The 19,072-nt window shown below is 65.9% G+C and carries 16 protein-coding genes; 4 read left to right on the forward strand and 12 right to left on the reverse strand.

Annotation, left to right across the window (positions count from 1 at the left end; translation table 11 throughout):
• Nucleotides 1-57: 57 nt before the first annotated feature.
• Together QNO06_RS16015 and QNO06_RS16020 are read right to left on the reverse strand one after the other, a co-directional pair.
• Nucleotides 58-1,608, reverse strand: a complete 1,551-nt coding sequence (locus QNO06_RS16015; RefSeq protein ID WP_227912058.1) for a PAS domain-containing sensor histidine kinase — start codon at nt 1,606-1,608, stop codon at nt 58-60.
• On the reverse strand, nt 1,601-2,416 hold the full coding sequence (locus QNO06_RS16020) for an alpha/beta fold hydrolase (RefSeq protein WP_227912059.1): 816 nt from the start codon (nt 2,414-2,416) through the stop codon (nt 1,601-1,603). Before QNO06_RS16020 ends, QNO06_RS16015 begins: the two co-directional genes overlap by 8 nt.
• Before the next feature lie 577 nt (nt 2,417-2,993).
• On the opposite strand from QNO06_RS16020, the gene QNO06_RS16025 reads away from it, so the two are divergent.
• Complete coding sequence (locus tag QNO06_RS16025) at nt 2,994-4,739, forward strand: MDR family MFS transporter (protein WP_227912060.1); 1,746 nt, start codon at nt 2,994-2,996, stop codon at nt 4,737-4,739.
• 1 nt (nt 4,740) lies between these two features.
• Nucleotides 4,741-5,205 carry a MarR family winged helix-turn-helix transcriptional regulator gene (locus QNO06_RS16030; RefSeq protein ID WP_227912062.1) on the forward strand — a complete coding sequence of 155 codons (465 nt, stop codon included), beginning with the start codon at nt 4,741-4,743 and terminating at the stop codon, nt 5,203-5,205.
• A gap of 106 nt (nt 5,206-5,311) precedes the next feature.
• On the opposite strand, the gene QNO06_RS16035 is transcribed toward QNO06_RS16030, so the two are convergent.
• The 5 genes from QNO06_RS16035 to QNO06_RS16055 all read right to left on the reverse strand — a co-directional run bounded on the left by QNO06_RS16035 (nt 5,312) and on the right by QNO06_RS16055 (nt 10,415).
• The gene (locus tag QNO06_RS16035) at nt 5,312-6,940 is read right to left on the reverse strand and encodes a sensor histidine kinase (RefSeq protein WP_227912063.1); all 1,629 of its coding nucleotides are present in this window, start codon (nt 6,938-6,940) and stop codon (nt 5,312-5,314) included.
• Nucleotides 6,933-7,715, reverse strand: coding sequence for an alpha/beta fold hydrolase (locus QNO06_RS16040; RefSeq protein ID WP_227912064.1), 783 nt, complete (start codon nt 7,713-7,715; stop codon nt 6,933-6,935). Before QNO06_RS16040 ends, QNO06_RS16035 begins: the two co-directional genes overlap by 8 nt.
• Before the next feature lie 103 nt (nt 7,716-7,818).
• Entirely contained in the window at nt 7,819-8,808 is a 990-nt protein-coding gene (locus tag QNO06_RS16045; protein ID WP_227912066.1) for a COG1361 family protein, read from the reverse strand.
• Between the two features lie 153 nt (nt 8,809-8,961).
• Nucleotides 8,962-9,510, reverse strand: a complete 549-nt coding sequence (locus QNO06_RS16050; protein ID WP_227912068.1) for a WxL domain-containing protein — start codon at nt 9,508-9,510, stop codon at nt 8,962-8,964.
• Nucleotides 9,511-9,926: 416 nt separating this feature from the next.
• Entirely contained in the window at nt 9,927-10,415 is a 489-nt protein-coding gene (locus QNO06_RS16055) for a MarR family winged helix-turn-helix transcriptional regulator (RefSeq protein ID WP_227912070.1), read from the reverse strand.
• Between the two features lie 90 nt (nt 10,416-10,505).
• Here QNO06_RS16055 and QNO06_RS16060 point away from each other — a divergent pair, with 90 nt between their 5' ends.
• Complete coding sequence (locus QNO06_RS16060; RefSeq protein ID WP_227912071.1) at nt 10,506-12,380, forward strand: ABC transporter ATP-binding protein; 1,875 nt, start codon at nt 10,506-10,508, stop codon at nt 12,378-12,380.
• A gap of 81 nt (nt 12,381-12,461) precedes the next feature.
• Here QNO06_RS16060 and QNO06_RS16065 read toward each other — a convergent pair whose 3' ends face one another.
• Complete coding sequence (locus QNO06_RS16065; protein ID WP_227912072.1) at nt 12,462-12,833, reverse strand: VOC family protein; 372 nt, start codon at nt 12,831-12,833, stop codon at nt 12,462-12,464.
• 33 nt (nt 12,834-12,866) lie between these two features.
• Nucleotides 12,867-13,322 carry a MarR family winged helix-turn-helix transcriptional regulator gene (locus tag QNO06_RS16070; protein ID WP_227912074.1) on the reverse strand — a complete coding sequence of 152 codons (456 nt, stop codon included), beginning with the start codon at nt 13,320-13,322 and terminating at the stop codon, nt 12,867-12,869.
• Between the two features lie 92 nt (nt 13,323-13,414).
• On the opposite strand from QNO06_RS16070, the gene QNO06_RS16075 reads away from it, so the two are divergent.
• Nucleotides 13,415-14,698 (forward strand): multidrug effflux MFS transporter, encoded by a 1,284-nt coding sequence (locus QNO06_RS16075; RefSeq protein WP_227912076.1) that lies wholly within the window; start codon nt 13,415-13,417, stop codon nt 14,696-14,698.
• 90 nt (nt 14,699-14,788) lie between these two features.
• On the opposite strand, the gene QNO06_RS16080 is transcribed toward QNO06_RS16075, so the two are convergent.
• From QNO06_RS16080 to QNO06_RS16090, 3 genes are read right to left on the reverse strand one after another with little or no spacing between them, the layout of a single operon-like run.
• On the reverse strand, nt 14,789-17,314 hold the full coding sequence (locus QNO06_RS16080) for an MMPL family transporter (protein ID WP_227912078.1): 2,526 nt from the start codon (nt 17,312-17,314) through the stop codon (nt 14,789-14,791).
• 33 nt (nt 17,315-17,347) lie between these two features.
• Complete coding sequence (locus QNO06_RS16085) at nt 17,348-18,016, reverse strand: TetR/AcrR family transcriptional regulator (protein ID WP_227912079.1); 669 nt, start codon at nt 18,014-18,016, stop codon at nt 17,348-17,350.
• Nucleotides 18,017-18,071: 55 nt separating this feature from the next.
• Entirely contained in the window at nt 18,072-19,049 is a 978-nt protein-coding gene (locus QNO06_RS16090) for an aldo/keto reductase (RefSeq protein ID WP_227912080.1), read from the reverse strand.
• Nucleotides 19,050-19,072: the final 23 nt, after the last annotated feature.

Below are 19,072 nucleotides of genomic sequence, written 5' to 3' on the forward strand. Positions count from 1 at the left end.
CTAAAGGTGGGACTTTCGCGTACCTTCAGTCTGCCCGGAAGCCGGCGCCGCTTCCACTCAGGGTTGGGGCAGGGAAACCGTAAACGTCGTCCCCCGTCCGGGCGCGCTGGTGAAGGTCAGGGTACCGCCGTGCGCTTCCACAATGTTCTTCGTGATCACCAGGCCCAGCCCGACGCCGGGAACCGCCGAGGCCACCGCCCCGCGGCTGCGGAAGAACTTCGTGAAGACCTGTTCCTGCTCGGCCTGGCTCATCCCGACCCCGGTGTCTGCCACTTCCAGCAGCACATCTCCTGAGTCCTGCCACAACCGCACTCTGACGGTGCCGCCGCCGGGCGAGTATTTCACCGCGTTGGACAGCAGGTTGTCCACCACCTGCGCCAACCGCTGCGGGTCTACCTCGGCGGTGAGTGACTCGGGCAGGTCGGGCCGCAGCTCGACCCGGTTGGACCGGGCTTTGGGCGCAACCGAGACAATGCCGGCCCGCACCACTTCGGCGAGGTTCACCGGCCGCCGCTCCGTCTTGGTAGTGCCGGACGCCACGGACAGCAGGTCCGAGACCAAGCCCAGCAGCCGCTCCGCATTGCGCAGGGCAACGTTCAACGCTGCAGTGACGTGCTCCGGCAGCCCCTCTTCGTCCAGGGCGAGATCCAGGTAGCCCAGGATGGAGGTCAGCGGGGTGCGCAGTTCATGCGAGACGCTGGCGACGAATTCGTCCTGCGCGGTGACGGCGTGCACCAATCGGGTGACGTCGGTGAAGGCGATCACGGTGCCGGTGAGCTCTTCGTCCGTCCGGATGGGGCGGGCGGAAATGTTCAGGGCCAACTGGTTGCCGCTGCCGGGACCAAACCAGACGACTTCGTCGGAGAAGGACTCGCCCGCGACGGCACGGCGTACGGGCCGTTCGAGGGCTGGGACGGGGGTCACCCGGTCCGGACCGAAGAGGATCCTGCCTCGATCGAAGACCTCCGTGTCCCCCATGATCTGGCCCCAGGTGGACATGAGGTGCGTGTTGGCCAGCACTTTTTCGCCGTGTGCGTCCAGGACGAGCAGGCCGACGTCGGCGGCGTTCAGGATCGTTTCCAGCAGCGCCTGGCTCTTCCGGCTCGCGGCCAGGTTTTCCTGCAGGATGGCGTCTTTTTCCTCCAGGGCCTTCTGGTTCTTTCGCACTTCTGCCTCTGCCGCGGCGCGGGCATTGTCGGCCGCTTCGGCCTTCCGCAGGGCCTCCACCAGATCCCGCTCGTAGCGTGTGCGCTCGGAGGCATTGAATACGGAAATCCGGTCCGGGCCGGCGTCGCCGTCATTGCCGGCTCCGGGGGCACGGACACCGGAGAGCAGCACCGGAATCCGGCTGCCGTCCTCAGCCACGAGCTCCACGGCCATCTCGTTGAAGCAGCCGGACACCGCCAGCTGCGGCACGGCGTGGGAGGCAAACAGCACCCGGTCCCCCACCGGCAGCAGGTCAAGGATGCTGCCGCCCAGGAGGTGTTCACGCGTATGCCCGGTCCAGGACAGCAGCTTGCGGTTGACGTCCAGGATCGTGCCGTCCGTTTCGAGGACGAGATATCCGGAAGCCGCTTCGTGGAAATGGGCCTCGTAGTCGTTAGGCATGTCGTTCCGTCTTAAGGAAGTCGTGGACGGCCTGCGCCGTCAGGCGGGGTGCGCTGAGATGGGGCAGGTTTCCCCGGACCGCCAGCATTGTGCGGGTGCCGGCGGGAAGATGTTCGAACAGATAGTTGGAGGCCGACGCAGGGCTGAGCGGATCATCCCGGGTTTGCAGGACCAAGGCCGGAACCCGCACCCGGGGCAGCAGGTGCCGTACGTCCGCGGCCAGGGACATCTGCAGGAAGTCGCGGACATAGTCCGGGTGCAACCGGCACAGCCGGTCGGCAAAGTATGAACTGAGGCCGGAGCCGGGTTCCTTGCCCACCACTCCCGGCGCGACGGCCGCCACCCACAGCGGGTAGTTCGCGTCCACGGAGCGCAGCAGCTCCTCAGCTTCTGCGGGCTCGAAACCGCCCACATAACCGTCGTCGTTCAGATAGCGGGCCGTACCGCCCAGCAGGACCAACCGTCCGATCCGCGGGGTCCGGGTGGCTGCGGACAATCCCATCATGCCCGCGATGCTGTGGCCCACAATGGTCGCGTCCTGCAGGTCCAGGACCTCCAGGACCTCCATCAGGTCTGCCAGGTACGCCTCCAGGGATGCGTACCGGAGCGGGTCGTAGGCCTCCGGATCCGCGCCGCCGGTGCCGACGTGGTCCAGCAGCACCACCCGGTGGGTATCGGTGAATTCCGGCAGGATCGGGTCCCAGACCACCTGGTCGCAGCCGAAGCCTTGTACCAGCACGAGCACCGGGCCGTCGGGGCGTCCAAGCACCCGGACGTTGTTTCTCCGGATGACTGCATCAGCGTTCATGCTGCCGCCGAAAGGTTTGGCGGGAAAAGGGCAGCGAAGCGCAGGGGCTCGCGGCGGCGGAGAGCCTGCGGACAGCGGTACGCATTGAAGTAGAGACCTTACGTTGAGACTGTGCCTGCTGCCGATGAGAGGCCGGCAGTGGAGACGCACTTGGTAAGTACGCTTATCCCCGCTGAAATTCTTGCAGACTGCCGCACGGCAACGAAATCGGCAGTTTTGGCCGGGACAGGGTTTTGCGCGGAGGGCTCCGTTTCTCAGACGGAGCCCACCGCGCGCGGGGCACAGAACGGCACCGCCACTCCGCGGGGTCTCTACCTCCCACGGGGCACCGATACTTGCACGGAACTCTCAAGAAAGGCGCAGGTTTAACGCAAGGACAGCCAAATCAGCGGTTTGGTAGGAAGCGGCACCGCCGGGGCCAGTGCTGCGGCCCTCGCCACCGATCCCTGGAAACTTGCCTACGAATGGGTATTAGTTCCCTCACACTGGCGCCGGATATGTACAGCGCACACCGGGCGGCGGCGTATCGTTGACTTAAATCAACCTTTGACATCCGTCAACCACTTTTGGAGTGTGCATGTCCGTCTCCCCTGCCCTGCAGGATGCCCGCGCCGAGGCTGAAGCCGCGGCAAAACGCAAACACCGCGAAGTCCTCCAGGCCCTGACCGGCCTGCTGCTGGGCATGTTCGTCTCGATGCTGGCAAGCACCGTGGTGAGCACCTCGCTTCCGGTGATCATTTCCGACCTCGAAGGCGACCAGGCCGCCTTCACCTGGGTGGTCACCGCCACCCTGCTGGCCACCGCTGTGTCCACTCCGGTCTGGGGCAAACTGGCCGACCTGCTTAACCGCAAGGTCCTGGTCCAGCTGGCACTGATCATCTTCATTGTCGCCAGTGCCGCGGCAGGCTTTGCGCAGAACACGGACTGGCTGATCGCCATGCGCGTGATCCAGGGCATCGGCGCCGGCGGTCTGGGCGCGCTGACCCAGATCATCATGGCGGACATCATTTCCCCGCGTGAGCGCGGCCGCTACATGGGCCTGTTCGGCGCGGTGATGGCTTTGTCCACCGTGGGCGGCCCGCTGATCGGCGGCGTCATCACCGACTCCGTCAACTGGCGCTGGAACTTCTACGTCGCGGTGCCGCTGGCCGCCGTCGCGCTCTTTATGATTCAGAAGACCCTGCACCTGCCCGCCCTGAAGAAGCGCAAGGTCACCATTGACTACGCCGGCATCATCCTGCTGGCCGCTTCGGTCTCGGTACTGCTGATCTGGGTCTCCCTGGTGGGCACCGACTTCGACTGGATCAGTGCTGCCACCGCATGGATGGTGGGCGGTTCCCTGGTGGGCCTGGCCGCCTTTGTGTTCGTGGAGCTGAAGTCCTCCGAGCCGGTCATCCCCTTGACCCTGTTCCGTAACCGCACCTTCACCTTCTCGGTGATCGGCTCCCTCGCCGTCGGCGTGGCAATGTTCGGCACCTCTGTGTTCCTGTCCCAGTACATGCAGCTGGCCCGCGGTGCTTCGGCAACCATGTCCGGCATCATGACCATTCCGATGATGGGCGGCCTGCTGATTGTCTCTACCCTCGTAGGCAAGATGATCACCAAGACCGGCAGGTGGAAGGCCTACGTGGTCTCCGGTGCGGTCATCCTCACGGTAGCCCTGGTGCTGATGGGCACCATCGAATACGACACCAACTTCTGGCTGGTTTCCCTCTACATGTTCCTGCTGGGTGCCGGCGTGGGCATGGTCATGCAGAACCTGGTGCTGGTGGTGCAGAACGATGTCCCCACCCGTGACCTGGGTGTGGCCAGCTCCGGCATCAACTTCTTCCGCACCATCGGCGGCACCATCGGCGTTTCGGCGCTGGGCGCCGTGCTTGCCACCCAGGTCACCGACCGGATGGCGGAAAAGCAGGGCGAATTGATGGGCGCCATCATGTCGCTGGGCGAACAGGGCAAGGAAGTTGCCGCTTCCCTGACTTCCGGGGCCATCCCAGCTGTGAGCGCCCTGCCGGAGCCGGTGCGGGTAATCGTGGAATCCGTCTACGGTTCCTCCGTTGCGCACATCTTCATGATCGCCGCTCCGCTGGGCCTCCTCACGCTGCTGGCCGTGCTGTTCCTGCCAAACCTGGAACTGGGCAGCATGACCCGGCACGAGAAGATGCAGGCGGAATCGAAGGGTGCCACCACCGCCGTCGACGGCGAAGCAGCCCTAGAAACCGCTGAGCACACCGCGGGAGACACTACAGATCGGATCACCGCGGATGCGCAGGCCGCTGCCGGCCAGAATCCGGATGTTCCTGGCGGAAAGCGCGAGAACTAGCGTGACGACGCCGGCGGCCGAGGAAGCCGCTGAGGCGACCATGGAGTCCTCGATCGCGGCAGTCGAGCGGCAGTTTGCGCACATGCTGACCGCAACGCGGCGGACCTTCAAGGACGCAGCCCTGGCTGTCCACCCCTCGCTGCAGCCGCTCGGGTTCACGGTCATGATGACCCTGTACCAGGGCACGGAATGCCAGCAGGGGGCGGTGGCGGAAGCCCTGCAGGTGGACAAGGCGCTGTTGAGCAGGACCGTCTCACAGCTGGAGGCCCTGGGCCTGGTGTGCCGGCGCGCGGATCCTTCTGACGGGCGGGCCCAGCTCCTGGACCTGACCCCCGAGGGACGGGCCCGGTTCGAGTCCTCGCATTCGGCTAAGCGATCCCGCCTGCGGGGCCGTTTGGAAACGTGGAATCCGGCCGAGGTGCAGCAGCTCGCGGACCTGCTGACCAAGCTCAATGAGCGTCCCTGAGGTTTAGGGAATACAGTGCAGCAGTGGCCGGCAACCTTCGGGTTGCCGGCCACTGCTGTTCCCGAAGGCGGCGCCGCCCGGGCGCGGGCCTACGCGGCGGACCGGTTTACCGGTTGAGGGCGGCAATCTCCGCGCTGACCGGAAGGTTGACCCGGTAAACGGTCCCCTCCCCGGGATTATTGACGAAGGTCAGGTCACCTCCATGCTCTTCGATGATGCTCTTGGCTGCCGCCAATCCTGCCCCCGGAGTAACCGAAGCAAGGGCACGGCGGGAACGCGCGAACTTCGGTGCAGCCTTTTCCTTTTCGGCCTCGCCGGATCCCATGCCGGTATCGGCAATCCGAAGGCAGACAGTCTGCCCTTGCTGCCACAGATGCACATACACGGTTCCACCCGCCGGCGAAGCCTGCACCGCACTGACCAGCAGGTTGCCGACCACCTGGGAAAGCTTCTGCGGATCAACATCCACCACAGTGGAGACCGGGACATCCGTGAGGAAATCGACTTGGCGGTTCTTTGAACGGGCTGAGGTGATACCCGCGCGGACAGCATCCGCAAGGTTCACCGGGCGGCGCTGCGGTTTGCTGGTTTCCGAAGGCACGGCCACCATGCCGGAAACCGTCGCGAAGAGGCGTTCAGAATTGCGCACCGCAACATCCAGCGCGCCGCGCAGGTGGGGTGCCAGCCTGCTGTCCTCCAGCACCAGATCTAGGTATCCCATAATCGAGGTCAGCGGCGTCCTCAGCTCGTGCGAAAGGTTGGCGGCGAATTCCTCCTGCGCGGCGACGGCACGGGCCAACCGGGTGACCTCGTGGACCGCTAAAACCGATCCGGAGAACGCACCGTTGGCTTTGATGGGGCTGGCCGAAACACTCACTGCGATTTGGTTGTCCCCGGTACCCAGCCACAGCTGCTGATCCGTAAAGACTTTACCCGAAGAAGCCCGGAGGACGGGGCTTTCCGCCTTCGGCAGGGGCGTCACGCGGTCCGCAGCCAAGACCTGGTCCGGCTTGTGACCAAGGGGCACCCCCGCAGCCGACGGCCAGATGGAAGACAGATAGTCGTTTGACAGCACTGCGTTCCCTTGGGCATCAACTGCCAGCAGACCCGTATCAGCAGCATTCAGCACCGTTTCCAGCAGAGCGTTTTCCGTGGTTTTCTCAGCCAGGCCCTCCTGCAGGAGCCGGTTCTTTGCCTCCAACGCCCGCTGTTTTTCCCGCAGTTCCGCCTCAACCTCTGCGCGGGCTGCTTCTGCGGCCTCCGCCTTTTCCAGGGCATCCACAAGCTCGCGTTCCCTGATTCGGCGGGCAGAGGCCTTGACCACGGTGACGCGGTCTATTGTTCCGCCGTCCGGCCGGGTGGACCGTACGGCGGAAAGGAGGACGGAGAGGTATTCTCCGTCCTTGCAGAGCAGATCCGCTACCAGTTCGTTGACGCTTCCGGCCACTGCCAATTGCGGTACCACGTAGGAGGCGAACACCACCTGAACTGCTCTGGGCATTAGCTCCGCGACGTTGCCGCCGAGAAGTTTTTCCCGCCGGTGCCCGGTCCAGCCGGCAAATGTTTCGTTGACGTCGAGGATTGCTCCATCCGGTGACAGGATGAGGTAGCCGGAGGGTGCCTCATGGAAATGTGCCGCATAGTCGGGAGTTGTTTCCGCTCCCCGGGGCCCGGCATTTTTCCGCAGGCGCGCGGATTTACGCGTTGTGGCGGTTTTCCGCAGTGTCCTAGCCACCGTGGACCTCGCCCAGGTACTCCAGGATGGCCCGTGCAGTTGCCCCGGGAGAGCTGACGTGCGGCATGCTTCCGCGGCCTTCCAGCAATGCAAAGGTGCCGCCTGGAAGATGATCGCGCAGGTGCTGCGTTGCCGTGCCCGGGGTCAACGGGTCCAGGGGCGTCTGCAGGATTAACGCGGGCGTGTGGATCAAGGGCAGAAGATGCCGGATGTCCGTGGTGAAGGACATCCGCAGGAAGTCTCGGACGTATTCCGGATTCAGGCGGCATAACCGTTCGGCCAGCTCCGAGCGCGCCGCGGATCCGGCAGGTGTCCCGGCCACAGCAGCGGCCGCAGCTGTGGCCCACAAGGGATAGTTGGCCTCCGTCGCATCCAGGACCATGTCTATGTCCTGCGGGTCCAGCCCGCCCGCATATTCGCCGTCGTTCAGGTAACCGGGCGAGGTGCAAAGCAGGACCAGCCGTCCGATCCGCGGATTGTCCACCGCAGCGGCCAGTGCCATGGTGCCGGCAATACTGTGGCCCACGATGGTAGCGTCCTGGAGATCTAGGGCGGCCAAAACCTCCTCCAGATCGCTCAGGTAGCCGGCCAATGCTGCATACTTCACTGCGTCGTAGGCGGTGGGATCGGCGCCGCCGGTGCCCACGTGGTCGAACAGGACCACTTTGTACTTGTCCGTAAACTCCGGCAGCATCCGGTCCCAGATCACCTGGTCGCACCCGAATCCCTGCACCAGCACAAGCGCGGGGCCCTCCGCGGGTCCCAAAACCTGCACGTTGTTACGGTAAAGAACCTTTTCCGTGTTCACTTTCAGCCTGCCTTCCGAAAACCTGACGTATTCCCTTGTCCTGCAGTAGAGCCCGGGATCCAACCGGGGCTTACGGGCGCCGGGGGGTCCCTCCGGAACGCCTGCGTCGGTAGAGCCAAATGAACATGCCGGCAACCAGGAGAACGGCAGCCGCCACCGCGGCAGCAAGGGCCGGACCGTTCCCCGGTTCGGCCGGTGGAACCGCCTCGGTGCCGTTGAACGTCAGATCCGCCTCGGCCTGGGCCGTGGCCAGCCCGCTCTTCAGGTCCAGTTGGGCGTGCCAGGAGCCGGAGGGCAACTCCGGATCCAGGGTGACCGTCACCGGCGCAGATTCTCCCGGGGGGATGGTGACCATACTGTCCAGGGAAACGGGGCCGGCCGAGAGACCGCCCGGCCCGGCGCTAAGTGTCAGGTTCCCCTGCACGTCGATTGTTCGTCCGCCGGTGTTGTTCACCTCGGCGGTGATCCGGCGGACGCCGTCCACGTTTTGTCCTGGCTGCAGGGAGCCCGCGGTGAAGGCAGCGGGCGGCCCGTTGCCGGCACCTACGGAGAGGTAGACGCGGATACCAACCCTGCTGGCCGTGACCACCTGGGTATCGGGTGCAGGCGCGGACCGGACCTCCGCCCACAGGACGGCAAACTGCTCACCCTCGGGTGCGTCGCCCGGCACCGCAATCTCCACCACAGCCTGGGCACTCTCACCTGCCGCAAGGTCCACCACCGGCGTATCCGTCTCGATCCATCCGGTGAGTTCGTTCCGGTCCTCCCGCGCCAACCCGGTGAAGGAGCCGTCCCTTACCTCGGCGGCCGAGACATAAAGCGCAATGGACTGCCGTTCGGTGGAGTTGTTCTGCACCTCGACCCGGCGCTTAACAGTTGTTCCGGGCGGAAGGTTATCCACTATGTAGGACCGGGCCCTCGGATCCGCCTGCCTGGCCTCGGGAATGTCGACCAGCCGGATGCCGATTCCCCCGGCCGGGGGAGTATCTGCGGCATATGACGCCGTGGCGGGGGCGAACAGGAAAAGCGCGGCAAGTAAACCGCTATATAAGGTACGCAAAAAAAGACCCCTGGCAGGCAGCAGAAAAATACGGCATGAAAAAGCGAATACAGCGCTGGGAATAGCGCCGGAAAACGGCGGCCGCGGGTTAGCCGGCCAATCGCAAAAGTGGTGTCGTCCCGGAAAGCCGGGCCTCCCGGGACGACAGCCGCGCTAAAGGACCGAGTGGGTCAGAGTTGCCTTGTATGTTCCAGCCAAGGCGTCATCGGGAACCGGGACACTAAGGGTGGCATTCCATTCAGCCGTATTGTTGCCGCGGACGCCCGACGCCAGTACGGCGTCTTCCGCCCTGGTTGATTCGCTGTCGCCAGCCAGGGTGACGGGAGCCGAGACAAGCGATTCGATAGTACCCGTGTGCGTAAGGCTTTCTTCTGCGGCTGAATAGGTGGCGCCGGCGGCCGGGATCGGCTTCGCCCCGGCAACCTCAGTTGTGAAGTCGCTCAAGGACACCGAAACGCTCCAGCTGCCGAGGACGGCGCGGTCATCGGCCACCGCGACGCCGGGAACAGCGAAGGTTGCGGGCGTGCCGGGCTTCAGTTCCGTGGATTCAAGGGCCTGGACAACGTTAATTCCGAGGATTCCGCCCTGAACCTCGATGGTGGCCGAGGAACCATCCTCAGCTGCCGAAGCGGGAATGGCAGAAGTGCTCAGCAGGGCAGCTGAAACGCCGAGGGTAAGTGAAATACGGGTTGCTTTACGCATGGAGGTAGAGACCTTTGTGTTGATTCATAAACCACCGGTGAGATTGCCGGTGCCGGAGATGCGCCTGAGAAACGCATTTGACTCTCCGCTGGAAATGTAACAGAGCATCGGTAGATAAAAAAATTCATGCATTTGCATGAAGTGGGCACGTGCTCGCCGGGCCAATGCTCGAATATCCCGGTCTGACCGGGATGCAGGCTTTACGAAGAGGGCTTCGTTTCTCAGGCGAAGCCCTCTTCGCGCGGGGTGGTTGTGATTAACCGCACCGCAAGTCTGTAGGGGTCTCTACGTCCCACAGCCTACTGATCTTTCCATGCCATCCTCAGTGGCAGCTCGGGTTCCCCGCAAGATATGACAAATTTCACTCCGGGATGCCTCCTGTGCGGGTGCCACCCCCCCCCCAGTCCGGCCGCCCGCTACCGCTGCGTCGGTACGCCGCCGGTCAGTTCCCCCAAGATCCTCGCCAGCTCGGCCCTATCCTGCGGTTCCAGCACGGAGAAGAACTCGTCGGCCTCGCGTTTGCGGTCCGCCAACACCTTCTCCCGCAGCTTCTCCCCCTCCACGGTCAGCGTGAGCAGCGTGGCCCGCCGGTCCGCGGGGTGGGCGCTGCGTTCCACCAGCCCCTTGGCGGCAAGCTGGTCCACCACCTCGGTGGCTGAACGCGGCGCAATATGCAGCCGCTCGGCCAGCTCCTTCAACCGCAGCCCCGGCCCGCCGCCGTCCGGCCCGCCGCCGCCGGGGCCCCCCGCACTTTCCCCGGCCCGGCCCACAACATTCAGCGCCCGGAACTGGTGCGGCGTCAGCTCAAACGGGGCGAGCTGGAGCATCCACCGTTTGCGCAGCCCGCGGAATGCACCGTGCATCAGTTCTCCCAGGGCGGCCGGATCGGCGCGAGCATCAGTCATGGCACCAGTCTACCCATTTTGCGGTAACCACATAGTGAGGTAACCTCTGCAATAGCTGCCGCGTACGATCCCGGCAGCATAGGAGGACCCATGGCTATACCCGGACTCGATACCGACCGCTCCGGCGGACCCCGCAGCCCAGCAGGAGAAGGCAGGCCCGGCGGCGGACCAGGCGGCGGCCGCGGCCCCGCAAAACTCAACCCGGCGGACCGGAAGCAACTGAACCAGCACCCCGTCTCCCTGCGCCGCATCGCCGCGCTCTTCGCCCCGCACAAGGGGACCATCGCCGTCGTGGTGCTGCTCATCAGCGCCTCCTCCATGGTGAACCTGGCCCAGCCGTTCCTGGTCCGCGGCGTGATTGACAATGCGCTGCCGCAGCAAAACATCCGCTTGCTCGCCCTCCTCACCGCCTCGATGGTGGCCGTGGCCGCCGTGACCGCAGCCATCGGCGTGGTGCAGACCTGGATGGCCACCAGCATGGGCCAACGGGTGATGCACACCCTGCGCGTGGATCTGTTCACCCACCTGCAGGCCCAGTCGCTGGGCTTTTTCACCCGCACCCGCGGCGGTGAAGTGCAGTCCCGGCTCACACACGACATCTCCGGCATGCAGTCCGTGGTCACCACCACCGCCACGGGTGTGGCCTCCAACCTCACGACGGCGGTCGCCACCGCCGTCGCCATGGTGGCTCTCTCCCCCGGGCTGAGCCTGATCTCCCTGGTGGTGCTGCCACCGGCCATCTGGCTCTCGCGCCGGGTGGCGAAAATCCGCCGCGAAGTCACCGACGAACGCCAGCGCGAACTCGCCGCCCTGCACACGCAGGTGGAGGAAGGCCTCTCGGTCTCCGGCGTGCGGCTGGCCAAGACCCTGGGCACCATCCCGCGAGACGCAGCCCGCTTCCGCGACCGCTCGGACAAGCTCGTAGGCCTGGAGCTGCGCAGCCAGCTGGCCGGGCGCTGGCGGATGGCCACCATGCAGATTGTCTTCGCCGCCATCCCCGCAGTCATCTACCTGGCCGCCGGCTTCCCCGCCACCAGCGGCGGGATGACCATCGGCACCCTGGTGGCGTTCACCGGCCTGCAGGGCGCCATCTTCCGCCCGGTGATGGGCCTGCTGAACATCGGCGTGCAGTGGGTGACCGCCCTGGCGTTCTTCAGCCGGATCTTTGAGTACCTGGACCTGGTGCCGCAGATCCGCCCCGCAGCCAACCCGGTCCGGCTGGATCCGGCCGCAGTGCGCGGCGAGGTCCGGTTCGAGGACGTGCGCTTCGCGTACGACGACGGCGCGGACGTCCTGCGGAACATCAACATGATCCTTCCGGCCGGAACAGCCACCGCCGTCGTCGGCGCCACCGGCTCCGGCAAAAGCACGCTGGCCTCGCTGCTGCCGAGGCTGAATGACACCAGCTCAGGCACGGTTCTCATTGACGGCGTGGACGTGCGCGAAATAGCCCCCGAAGACCTGGCCCGGATTGTCGGCGTCGTCTCCCAGGAGAGCTACCTGATCCACGCCTCCGTGCGCGAGAACCTGCTGCTGGCGGATCCGGACGCCGGCGACGAGCAGCTCTGGTCCGCACTGGCCGCCGCCCGGATGGCGGACACGGTCGGTGCCCTGCCCGAGGGCCTGGACACCATGGTGGGCGCCCGCGGGCACCGCTTCTCCGGCGGCGAGCAGCAGCGGCTGGCCATTGCCCGCACCATCCTGCGCAATCCGCCGGTGCTGGTGCTGGACGAGGCCACCTCCGCCCTGGACAACACCACCGAGGCGCAGGTGCAGGCGGCGCTGGAACACCTCTCCGCCGGGCGGACCACGCTGACCATCGCCCACCGGCTCTCCACCGTGGAAAACGCGGACCAGGTGGTGGTGCTCGACGCCGGGCGGATCGTGGAGCGCGGCACCCCGGCTGAGCTGCGGGCCGCAGACGGCGCGTTTGCCCGGCTGGCCGCACACAGCGCCGCGCGCTAACCGGATTTGCGACCGGTTTGCGCTGTTGCTGCCGGTTCAAACCGGCAGCAAAAGTCTAAACCGGCAGCAGAAGTTGAAGAGCTAGGCCTGGCAGAGGCAGAACGGATGCCCGGCCGGATCCAGGAACACCCGGAAGCTGGTGCCGGGCTGGTGCGTATGCTTGGAGGCCCCGAGCAGAAGCACCGCTGCCTCGGCCTCATCCAGGTCATCCACATCCACGTCAATGTGCATCTGCTGCGGGATGTTCTGCTCCGGCCAGACCGGCGGAGTGTAATTCTCCACCTGCTGGAAGCAGTAGCGCTGCCCGGTGACGTCGGAAATTTCGGTCCAGTTGTCGTAGGGCTCATCCTCGTGCAGGTTCACCTTCCAGTCGAGGAGGGCGCCGTAGAAGGTGGCAAGGGCAACTGCGTCGGGGCAGTCAAGGACAGTGGTGGGATAGCGAGCAATAGCCATGGCGTGAAGCCTAGATGCCGGTTGCGTACCCGGCTACCCCTTGGCCTGAAGCAACCGGTTCAACGCGCCCAGCGATTCCGAGGCAGCCTCCAGCGCTGCCTTCTGTTTGCCGTCCAGCTGCTCGATGGCTGCACGGACGGGCCCGGACCAGGCCGCGGCGATGGCTTCATTCTGTGCGCGGGCCTCCTCGGTGGGCACCAAGTGGCTGACACGCCGGTCGGTCGGGCTGCTGGTCCGGGTGAGCAGGCCCCGCTCGGTCAGGGTCCGCACTGCGGCGCTGGCGTTGCTTTGCTTCAGCCCCATGAGCCGCGCCACTTCCGTGACCGTGAGACCCGGTGCGTCCAGCACATGCTTCAGCAGGGCCAGTTCGGTGGCCGGCAGCGGATCAATTCCGGTGATCTCCGGCGCCCTGCGGTGGATGTTCCATGAAAGGTCCCGGAGCAGGTCGGCCACGGAGCGCTGCGCCTCGGGCTCGCCGTCGATACTCATGCTGACCATCCTAGCGCATATACTTACATATATATGTTGGCATATGTTATGCTCGTTCGGCATTCTGACGGTTTAGAAAGAAAGACCCCTCCATGACGAGCTCTCCGCTCCCCGCTCCACCCGCCAAGCGCCCCAACGGCGCACTGCTGACGGGAATCCTCGCCCTGCTAACCGCAGTGGCGCCGCTGTCCATCGACATGTACCTGCCGGCCTTCCCTCACATGGCACAGGATCTGGACACCACGGCCACCGGCATCCAGCTCACCATGACGGCCTTCCTGGTGGGCCTGGCCCTGGGCCAGCTGCTCATCGGCCCGCTCTCGGACGGTGTCGGCCGCCGCAAGCCCCTGCTGATCGGTTCCTTCGTTGCCCTGCTGGCCACAGTGGTCTGTGCCCTGGCACCGAACGTGGAAATCCTCACAGCGGCCCGCTTCCTGCAGGGCCTGGGCGGTGCGGCCGGTATTGTGCTGGCCCGTGCCATTGTCTCCGACACTTCCCGCGGCCCGGCCGCCGCGAAACTGCTGGGCGTGCTGACCATGATCAGCGTCATCGCACCTGTGGTGGGCCCGCTGGCGGGCGGCGCCATCCTGTCCGCCGGCAGCTGGCGGACCGTGTTCTGGGTCCTGTCCATCCTCGTGCTGCTGATGTTCCTGGGGGCACTGTTCGGCGTTCGGGAAACGCTGAACGACGCCGACCGGAACCGCGGCGGCCTCAAGACCACCTTCAAGGTGGCCGGCATCGTGCTGCGCAACCGCAACTACACCGGCTACCTGCTGACCTTCTGCTTCTCCTTCGCCGGGCTCTTCGCCTACATTGCCGCATCACCGTTCGTGGTGCAGAACATCCTCGGCCTGTCCGAAACCCGGTTCTCGCTGATCTTCGCCATGAACGCCGTCGCCATCACCATCGTTAGCGCCGTGGCCGCCGCGCTGGCCGGCAAGGCGCCCTACCGCACCATGATCAGCATCGGCCTGGCTGTGGGGCTCCTGGCTGCCGCCGGAATGCTCATCACCGTTGCCAACGGCACTCCCATGGTTCCCACCCTGGTGCTGTTCGCCGTGTTCCAGGGCTCCATGGGCATGATCTTCGGCAACGCCACCGTGCTGGCGTTGGAGGAGGCAGGGCACCACGCCGGCACCGGTTCGGCCTTCCTTGGCTCCCTGCAGTTCCTGCTCGCCGCCCTTGTCTCCCCGCTGGTGGGCCTCTGGGGTGAGGATACCGGCGTGCCGATGGGTGCAGCCATGCTCGGCTTCCTGGTCCTGGCCGCGGCGTCCTACCTGCTGCTGACCCGCAAGGCTTCGAACGCAGTTCCGGACACGGCGGCGGACACGGCACCAGCCAGTGCTGCCGGGACGGACACGCACACCGCGGTCTAGCCCAGCGGGCAGCACTCCAACACAAACGGCAGGTGCCGCTCCCCCTTTTTTGGGGAAGCGGCACCTGCCGTTTTGGCTATCCGTAGAAGGCTAGCTGCGCGCGTGCGCCTCGACGTTGTCCGACGCCGGCTGGTCCTCCGCGTGCGGATGGCGGCGTTCCAGGGACGCGCCCTCGACGTCGACGTCCGGCAGGATCTTGTCCAGCCACTTCGGCAGCCACCAGGCCTTGTCTCCGGCCAAGTGCATCAGGGCCGGAATCAGCAGCATCCGCACCACGAAGGCATCCACCAGGACACCGAAGGCCAGGGCGAAGCCGATGGGCCGGATCATGGTGCTGTGCGAGAAGATGAAGCCGCCGAACACGGACACCATGATGATGGCCGCAGCCGTCACCACCGAGCGTCCGTTGCGGAAGCCCTGCATCACGGCCACCCGGGCCGGCGAGCCGTGGACGAAGGCCTCGCGCATGCCGGTGCCCAGGAACAGCATGTAGTCCATGGCCAGGCCGAACAGGATGCCCACCAGGATGGTCGGCAGGAAGTTCAGTACCGGGCCCGGGGTTTCCACGCCGAAGACGCCGGCGAGCCAGCCCCACTGGTAGATGGCCACCACGCCGCCGATCGCGGCGAAGTAGGACAGGATGAAGCCCAGCGTCGCGATGACCGGAACAAAGATGGACCGGAAGACCAGGATCAGGATCAGCAGGGACAGGCCCACCACTACGCCCAGGTAGATCGGCAGGGCCTGGGACAGCTTCTCGGAGATGTCGATGTTGCCGCTGGCAGTGCCGGCCACACCCAGCTCCACGTCCCCGTTTTCGGTCTCCAGCGGGGACAGGTCCCGCAGGGTGTGCACCAGTTCCTCGGTGGATTCGCTGGTGGGGCCTTCGGCGGGAATCACCTGGAAGGCAGTGACGGTGCGGTCCTCGGAAGAGCCGACGGGGGCCACGGCCACTACGTCATCCTGGTCGAAGAGCTTCTGCGCAATCTCAGCCTGCGCCGCCGCGGATTCTTCCTCGGTGGGGTTGCCGGGAAGGTCCGCAACCACCAGCAGTGAACCGTTCTGGCCCTCGCCGAACTTCTGCGAGACCGTTTCGTAGGCCCGGTACTGGCTGGAGTCGTGGGCCTCGGAGGAACCGTCGGGCAGGTTGGTGCGCAGGTCCAGCGACGGAATGGCGATGACCAGCAGCCCCGCGATGGACAGCACCACGGTGAGTACCGCACGCAGCGTGGACATCTGCTTCACCGGGATGCTTTCCGGCTTGCCGGCCGAAGCGGAGGCACCGTGGTCCTTCTCCGCCGCGGCCCGCTCCTTGCGGCTGAGGATCTTCCGGCCGGCCAGCTTGAGCAGTGCCGGAGTAAGCGTGGTGGCCACCAGCACGGCAATGGCCACGCAGGCCGCGCCCACGGTGCCCATCAGGCCCAGGAAGGGGATGCCGGTGATGTTCAGGGCCAGCAGGGCGATGAACACGGTGGTTCCGGCGAACACCACGGCGTTGCCGGAGGTGCCGTTGGCCAAGGCGATGGATTCCTCCAGCGCATAACCGGCCTTCAACTGGCGGCGGTGCCGGTTGACGATGAACAGGGCATAGTCGATGCCCACGGCCAGGCCGAGCATAACGCCCAGGATGGGGGTCACGGACGCCATTTCGACGACGCCGGAGAAAGCCAGCGCACCGGCGGCGCCAACGCCCACGCCGATCAGCGCGGTCACCAGCGGCAGGCCGGCACCGATGAAGGTGCCCAGCATAACCACCAGCACAACCGCGGCGACCACCAGGCCAACCACCTCGCCCACACCCAGGATGCTGGGCACACCGGCGGAAACCTCGGATGAGAAGTCCACCTGCACGCCGTCGACGGGCTCATCTTCGAAGGCCGCTACGATAGCGTCCTTGGTTTCCTGCTCGACCTCCATCTGGGTCTCGCTGAAGACAACGTTGACCACTGCCGCGCTGCCGTCCTCGGACACAGTGCGGATTTCGGCGGCCGCGTCCAACAGGGCAGCACCCTGTTCGGCCTGGGCGGCACCGGCTTCCAGTTCTGCGCTCTTGGCATCAAGCTCGGCGCGGCTGGCGTCCAGCGTGGCCTGCTGAGCGTCCAGCTGCGCCAGCATTTCGGCGGGGGCACCGGCTGCTTCGGCCTGCTGCCGGGCGGCGTCGAGCTGGGCCTGGCCGTCCTCGAGCTGGGCCCGCCCCTGCTCGATCTGGGTGCGGCCGGCGTCGACCTGCGCCTGGCCGGACTGCAGCTGCTGGGCCTGGGCGGCGCGGTCCGCTTCGGTGCTGAACGGGTCCACGACGGTTTCCACGCCGTCAATGTCCGCAGCCTCGGTGATCAGTGCCGAGATGTCCTGCTTCTGGGCATCCGTGAAGGCCGAGCCGTCCTCGGTGCTGACCACCACGGAGCCGGAGCCGCCGGAAGCCTGCGGGAGTTTCTCCTGCAGGTGGTTGGTGACCTGCGTGGTGGGGGTGTCCGGGATGGAGAAGCCGGTGGCAAGCGTGCCGCCGAAGAGCATAAAAGCTCCTCCGGCAACCACAAGCACTCCGATCCATGCCGCAAGCACGGTTTTCGCGCGGCGGGCGGCCGCGGCTCCGAGGCGGTAGAGGAATTCAGCCATTTGAGGGTCTGTCCTTTTATGGTGGGTTGGGAACTACGGGTGGAGTGATTTGGGGGAGGCCGGGTCCCGGACATAGCCGGAGCGCACCTTTTCAAGCAGCGCGTCCAGCAGTTCTGCCCAGACGCGGCGGGATTCGGGGGTATCCACGGCTCCGGTGGCGCAGTGCCAGTGGTGGTACAGCACGCCCAGACCGCTGGTGAGGGCACCGACCAGCAGGTCCACGCCCAGCTTGTTGGCTTCCGGATACCGGCCGAGCATAGCCGCGGAGAGCCGTTCGCTCAGTTCGGTGAACGCCCGCAGGGCAATCGGATGTGCCTGCGTCTGGGCCGGAGCAGGAATGGGCCCGTCTCCCAGCAGCCGGGTCAGATACGCCATGGGCGCCACCAGGTCCGCTGCTCGGAACGCCTCGGCAATTTCGTCGAACATGGCCGGGCGTCCGACGTCGGAGGCCGGGACGGCGATCAGGCTCTCCACTGCGGAACTGAGGACGTCACTGCACACTTCCGACACAATGTCGCGGACTGAGGAGAAGTGGTTGAACACTGTGCGGCGCGAAACATCGGCGGCCTGGGCCAGCTCGTCCACGGTGAAATCGGTGCTCTGCCGCTCATGCATCAGCGCCGCCGCGGCTGCCACAATGGCCTGCCGGTGGCGGTCTTTTAGCGCCTTGCGGCGGTCTTCCGACGGAACACTGTTCAGCACGCTTACTACACTACGTGCACGTTTGCACTCGGTGCAAACGGTTCCGGCCGTCCCGCTAGTACCGGCTGCCCTCCGGCTGCGGGGCGTTGTCCAGCATCGCCAGGTCCTCGTCGCTGAGCACCAAATCCCCGGCCGCGACGTTGTCGCGCAGGTATTTGGGTGTTTTGGTCCCCGGGATGGGGATGACCCGCTGTCCCTGGGCCACCACCCACGCCAGCGCCACCTGGGCCGGCGTCGCGCCCACCCGTTCAGCGACGTCGCGCACCCGCTGCACAATGGCCAGGTTCGCCATCAGGTTCTCCTGCTGGAAGCGCGGAAGACGGCGGCGCATGTCATCCGGCGGGAGCTGGTCAAAGGAGGTGAACCGCCCGGTGAGGAACCCGCGGCCCAGCGGGGAAAACGGCAGGAACGCGAGCCCGTTCTCCACGCAGTAGGGCACGACGTCGGCCAGCCTGTCCCGGGTCCACAGCGACAGTTCGGACTGCACCGCGGTGACCGGATGCACCGACTGCGCCCGCTTAATCTCCTCCACGCTGGCCTCCGAAATGCCGATGGCGCGGGCTTTGCCGTCCCGGACCGTCTGCGCCATGGCACCCCAGGAATCTTCCAGCGGCACCTCCGGATCCACCCGGTGCAGGATGTACAGGTCCACGTGGTCCGTACCCAGCCGGCGGAGGCTGGCGTCGATGGACTGGCGGATATGGTCGGGGCTGCCGTTCTTCACCAACCCGGGCATGGTCCCCGCCGCCGGGGCCGCGTTGCTGACCTCCAGGCCAACCTTGGTGGAAAGCACGGCCCGCTCCCGGTAGCCGTCCTTCAGGGCCCGGCCCACCAGTTCCTCGTTCGTGTAGGGACCGTACACATCCGCCGTATCGATCAAGGTGGCGCCGAGTTCAATGGCGCCGCGGATCACCGAAATGGAGGTTTCCTCCTCCCGTTTGGCTTCCATGTCATAGGCGTAGCTCATGCCCATGCAGCCCAGGCCGATCACGCCGACCTCGGGTCCGTTGGTTCCCAGTGTGGTGGTACGCATTAGCGGGTTCCTCCCTGCGGTGC

Source organism: Arthrobacter sp. zg-Y20 (assembly GCF_030142075.1).
Classification (GTDB): domain Bacteria; phylum Actinomycetota; class Actinomycetes; order Actinomycetales; family Micrococcaceae; genus Arthrobacter_B.

What these genes read in the sequence shown, in the direction of transcription:
- QNO06_RS16015 (WP_227912058.1), bottom strand. Translation starts at nt 1,608, where the DNA reads ATGCCTAACGACTACGAGGCCCATTTCCACGAAGCGGCTTCCGGATAT.
- QNO06_RS16020 (WP_227912059.1), bottom strand. Translation starts at nt 2,416, where the DNA reads ATGAACGCTGATGCAGTCATCCGGAGAAACAACGTCCGGGTGCTTGGA.
- QNO06_RS16025 (WP_227912060.1), top strand. Translation starts at nt 2,994, where the DNA reads ATGTCCGTCTCCCCTGCCCTGCAGGATGCCCGCGCCGAGGCTGAAGCC.
- QNO06_RS16050 (WP_227912068.1), bottom strand. Translation starts at nt 9,510, where the DNA reads ATGCGTAAAGCAACCCGTATTTCACTTACCCTCGGCGTTTCAGCTGCC.
- QNO06_RS16055 (WP_227912070.1), bottom strand. Translation starts at nt 10,415, where the DNA reads ATGACTGATGCTCGCGCCGATCCGGCCGCCCTGGGAGAACTGATGCAC.
- QNO06_RS16060 (WP_227912071.1), top strand. Translation starts at nt 10,506, where the DNA reads ATGGCTATACCCGGACTCGATACCGACCGCTCCGGCGGACCCCGCAGC.
- QNO06_RS16065 (WP_227912072.1), bottom strand. Translation starts at nt 12,833, where the DNA reads ATGGCTATTGCTCGCTATCCCACCACTGTCCTTGACTGCCCCGACGCA.
- QNO06_RS16070 (WP_227912074.1), bottom strand. Translation starts at nt 13,322, where the DNA reads ATGAGTATCGACGGCGAGCCCGAGGCGCAGCGCTCCGTGGCCGACCTG.
- QNO06_RS16075 (WP_227912076.1), top strand. Translation starts at nt 13,415, where the DNA reads ATGACGAGCTCTCCGCTCCCCGCTCCACCCGCCAAGCGCCCCAACGGC.
- QNO06_RS16080 (WP_227912078.1), bottom strand. Translation starts at nt 17,314, where the DNA reads ATGGCTGAATTCCTCTACCGCCTCGGAGCCGCGGCCGCCCGCCGCGCG.
- QNO06_RS16090 (WP_227912080.1), bottom strand. Translation starts at nt 19,049, where the DNA reads ATGCGTACCACCACACTGGGAACCAACGGACCCGAGGTCGGCGTGATC.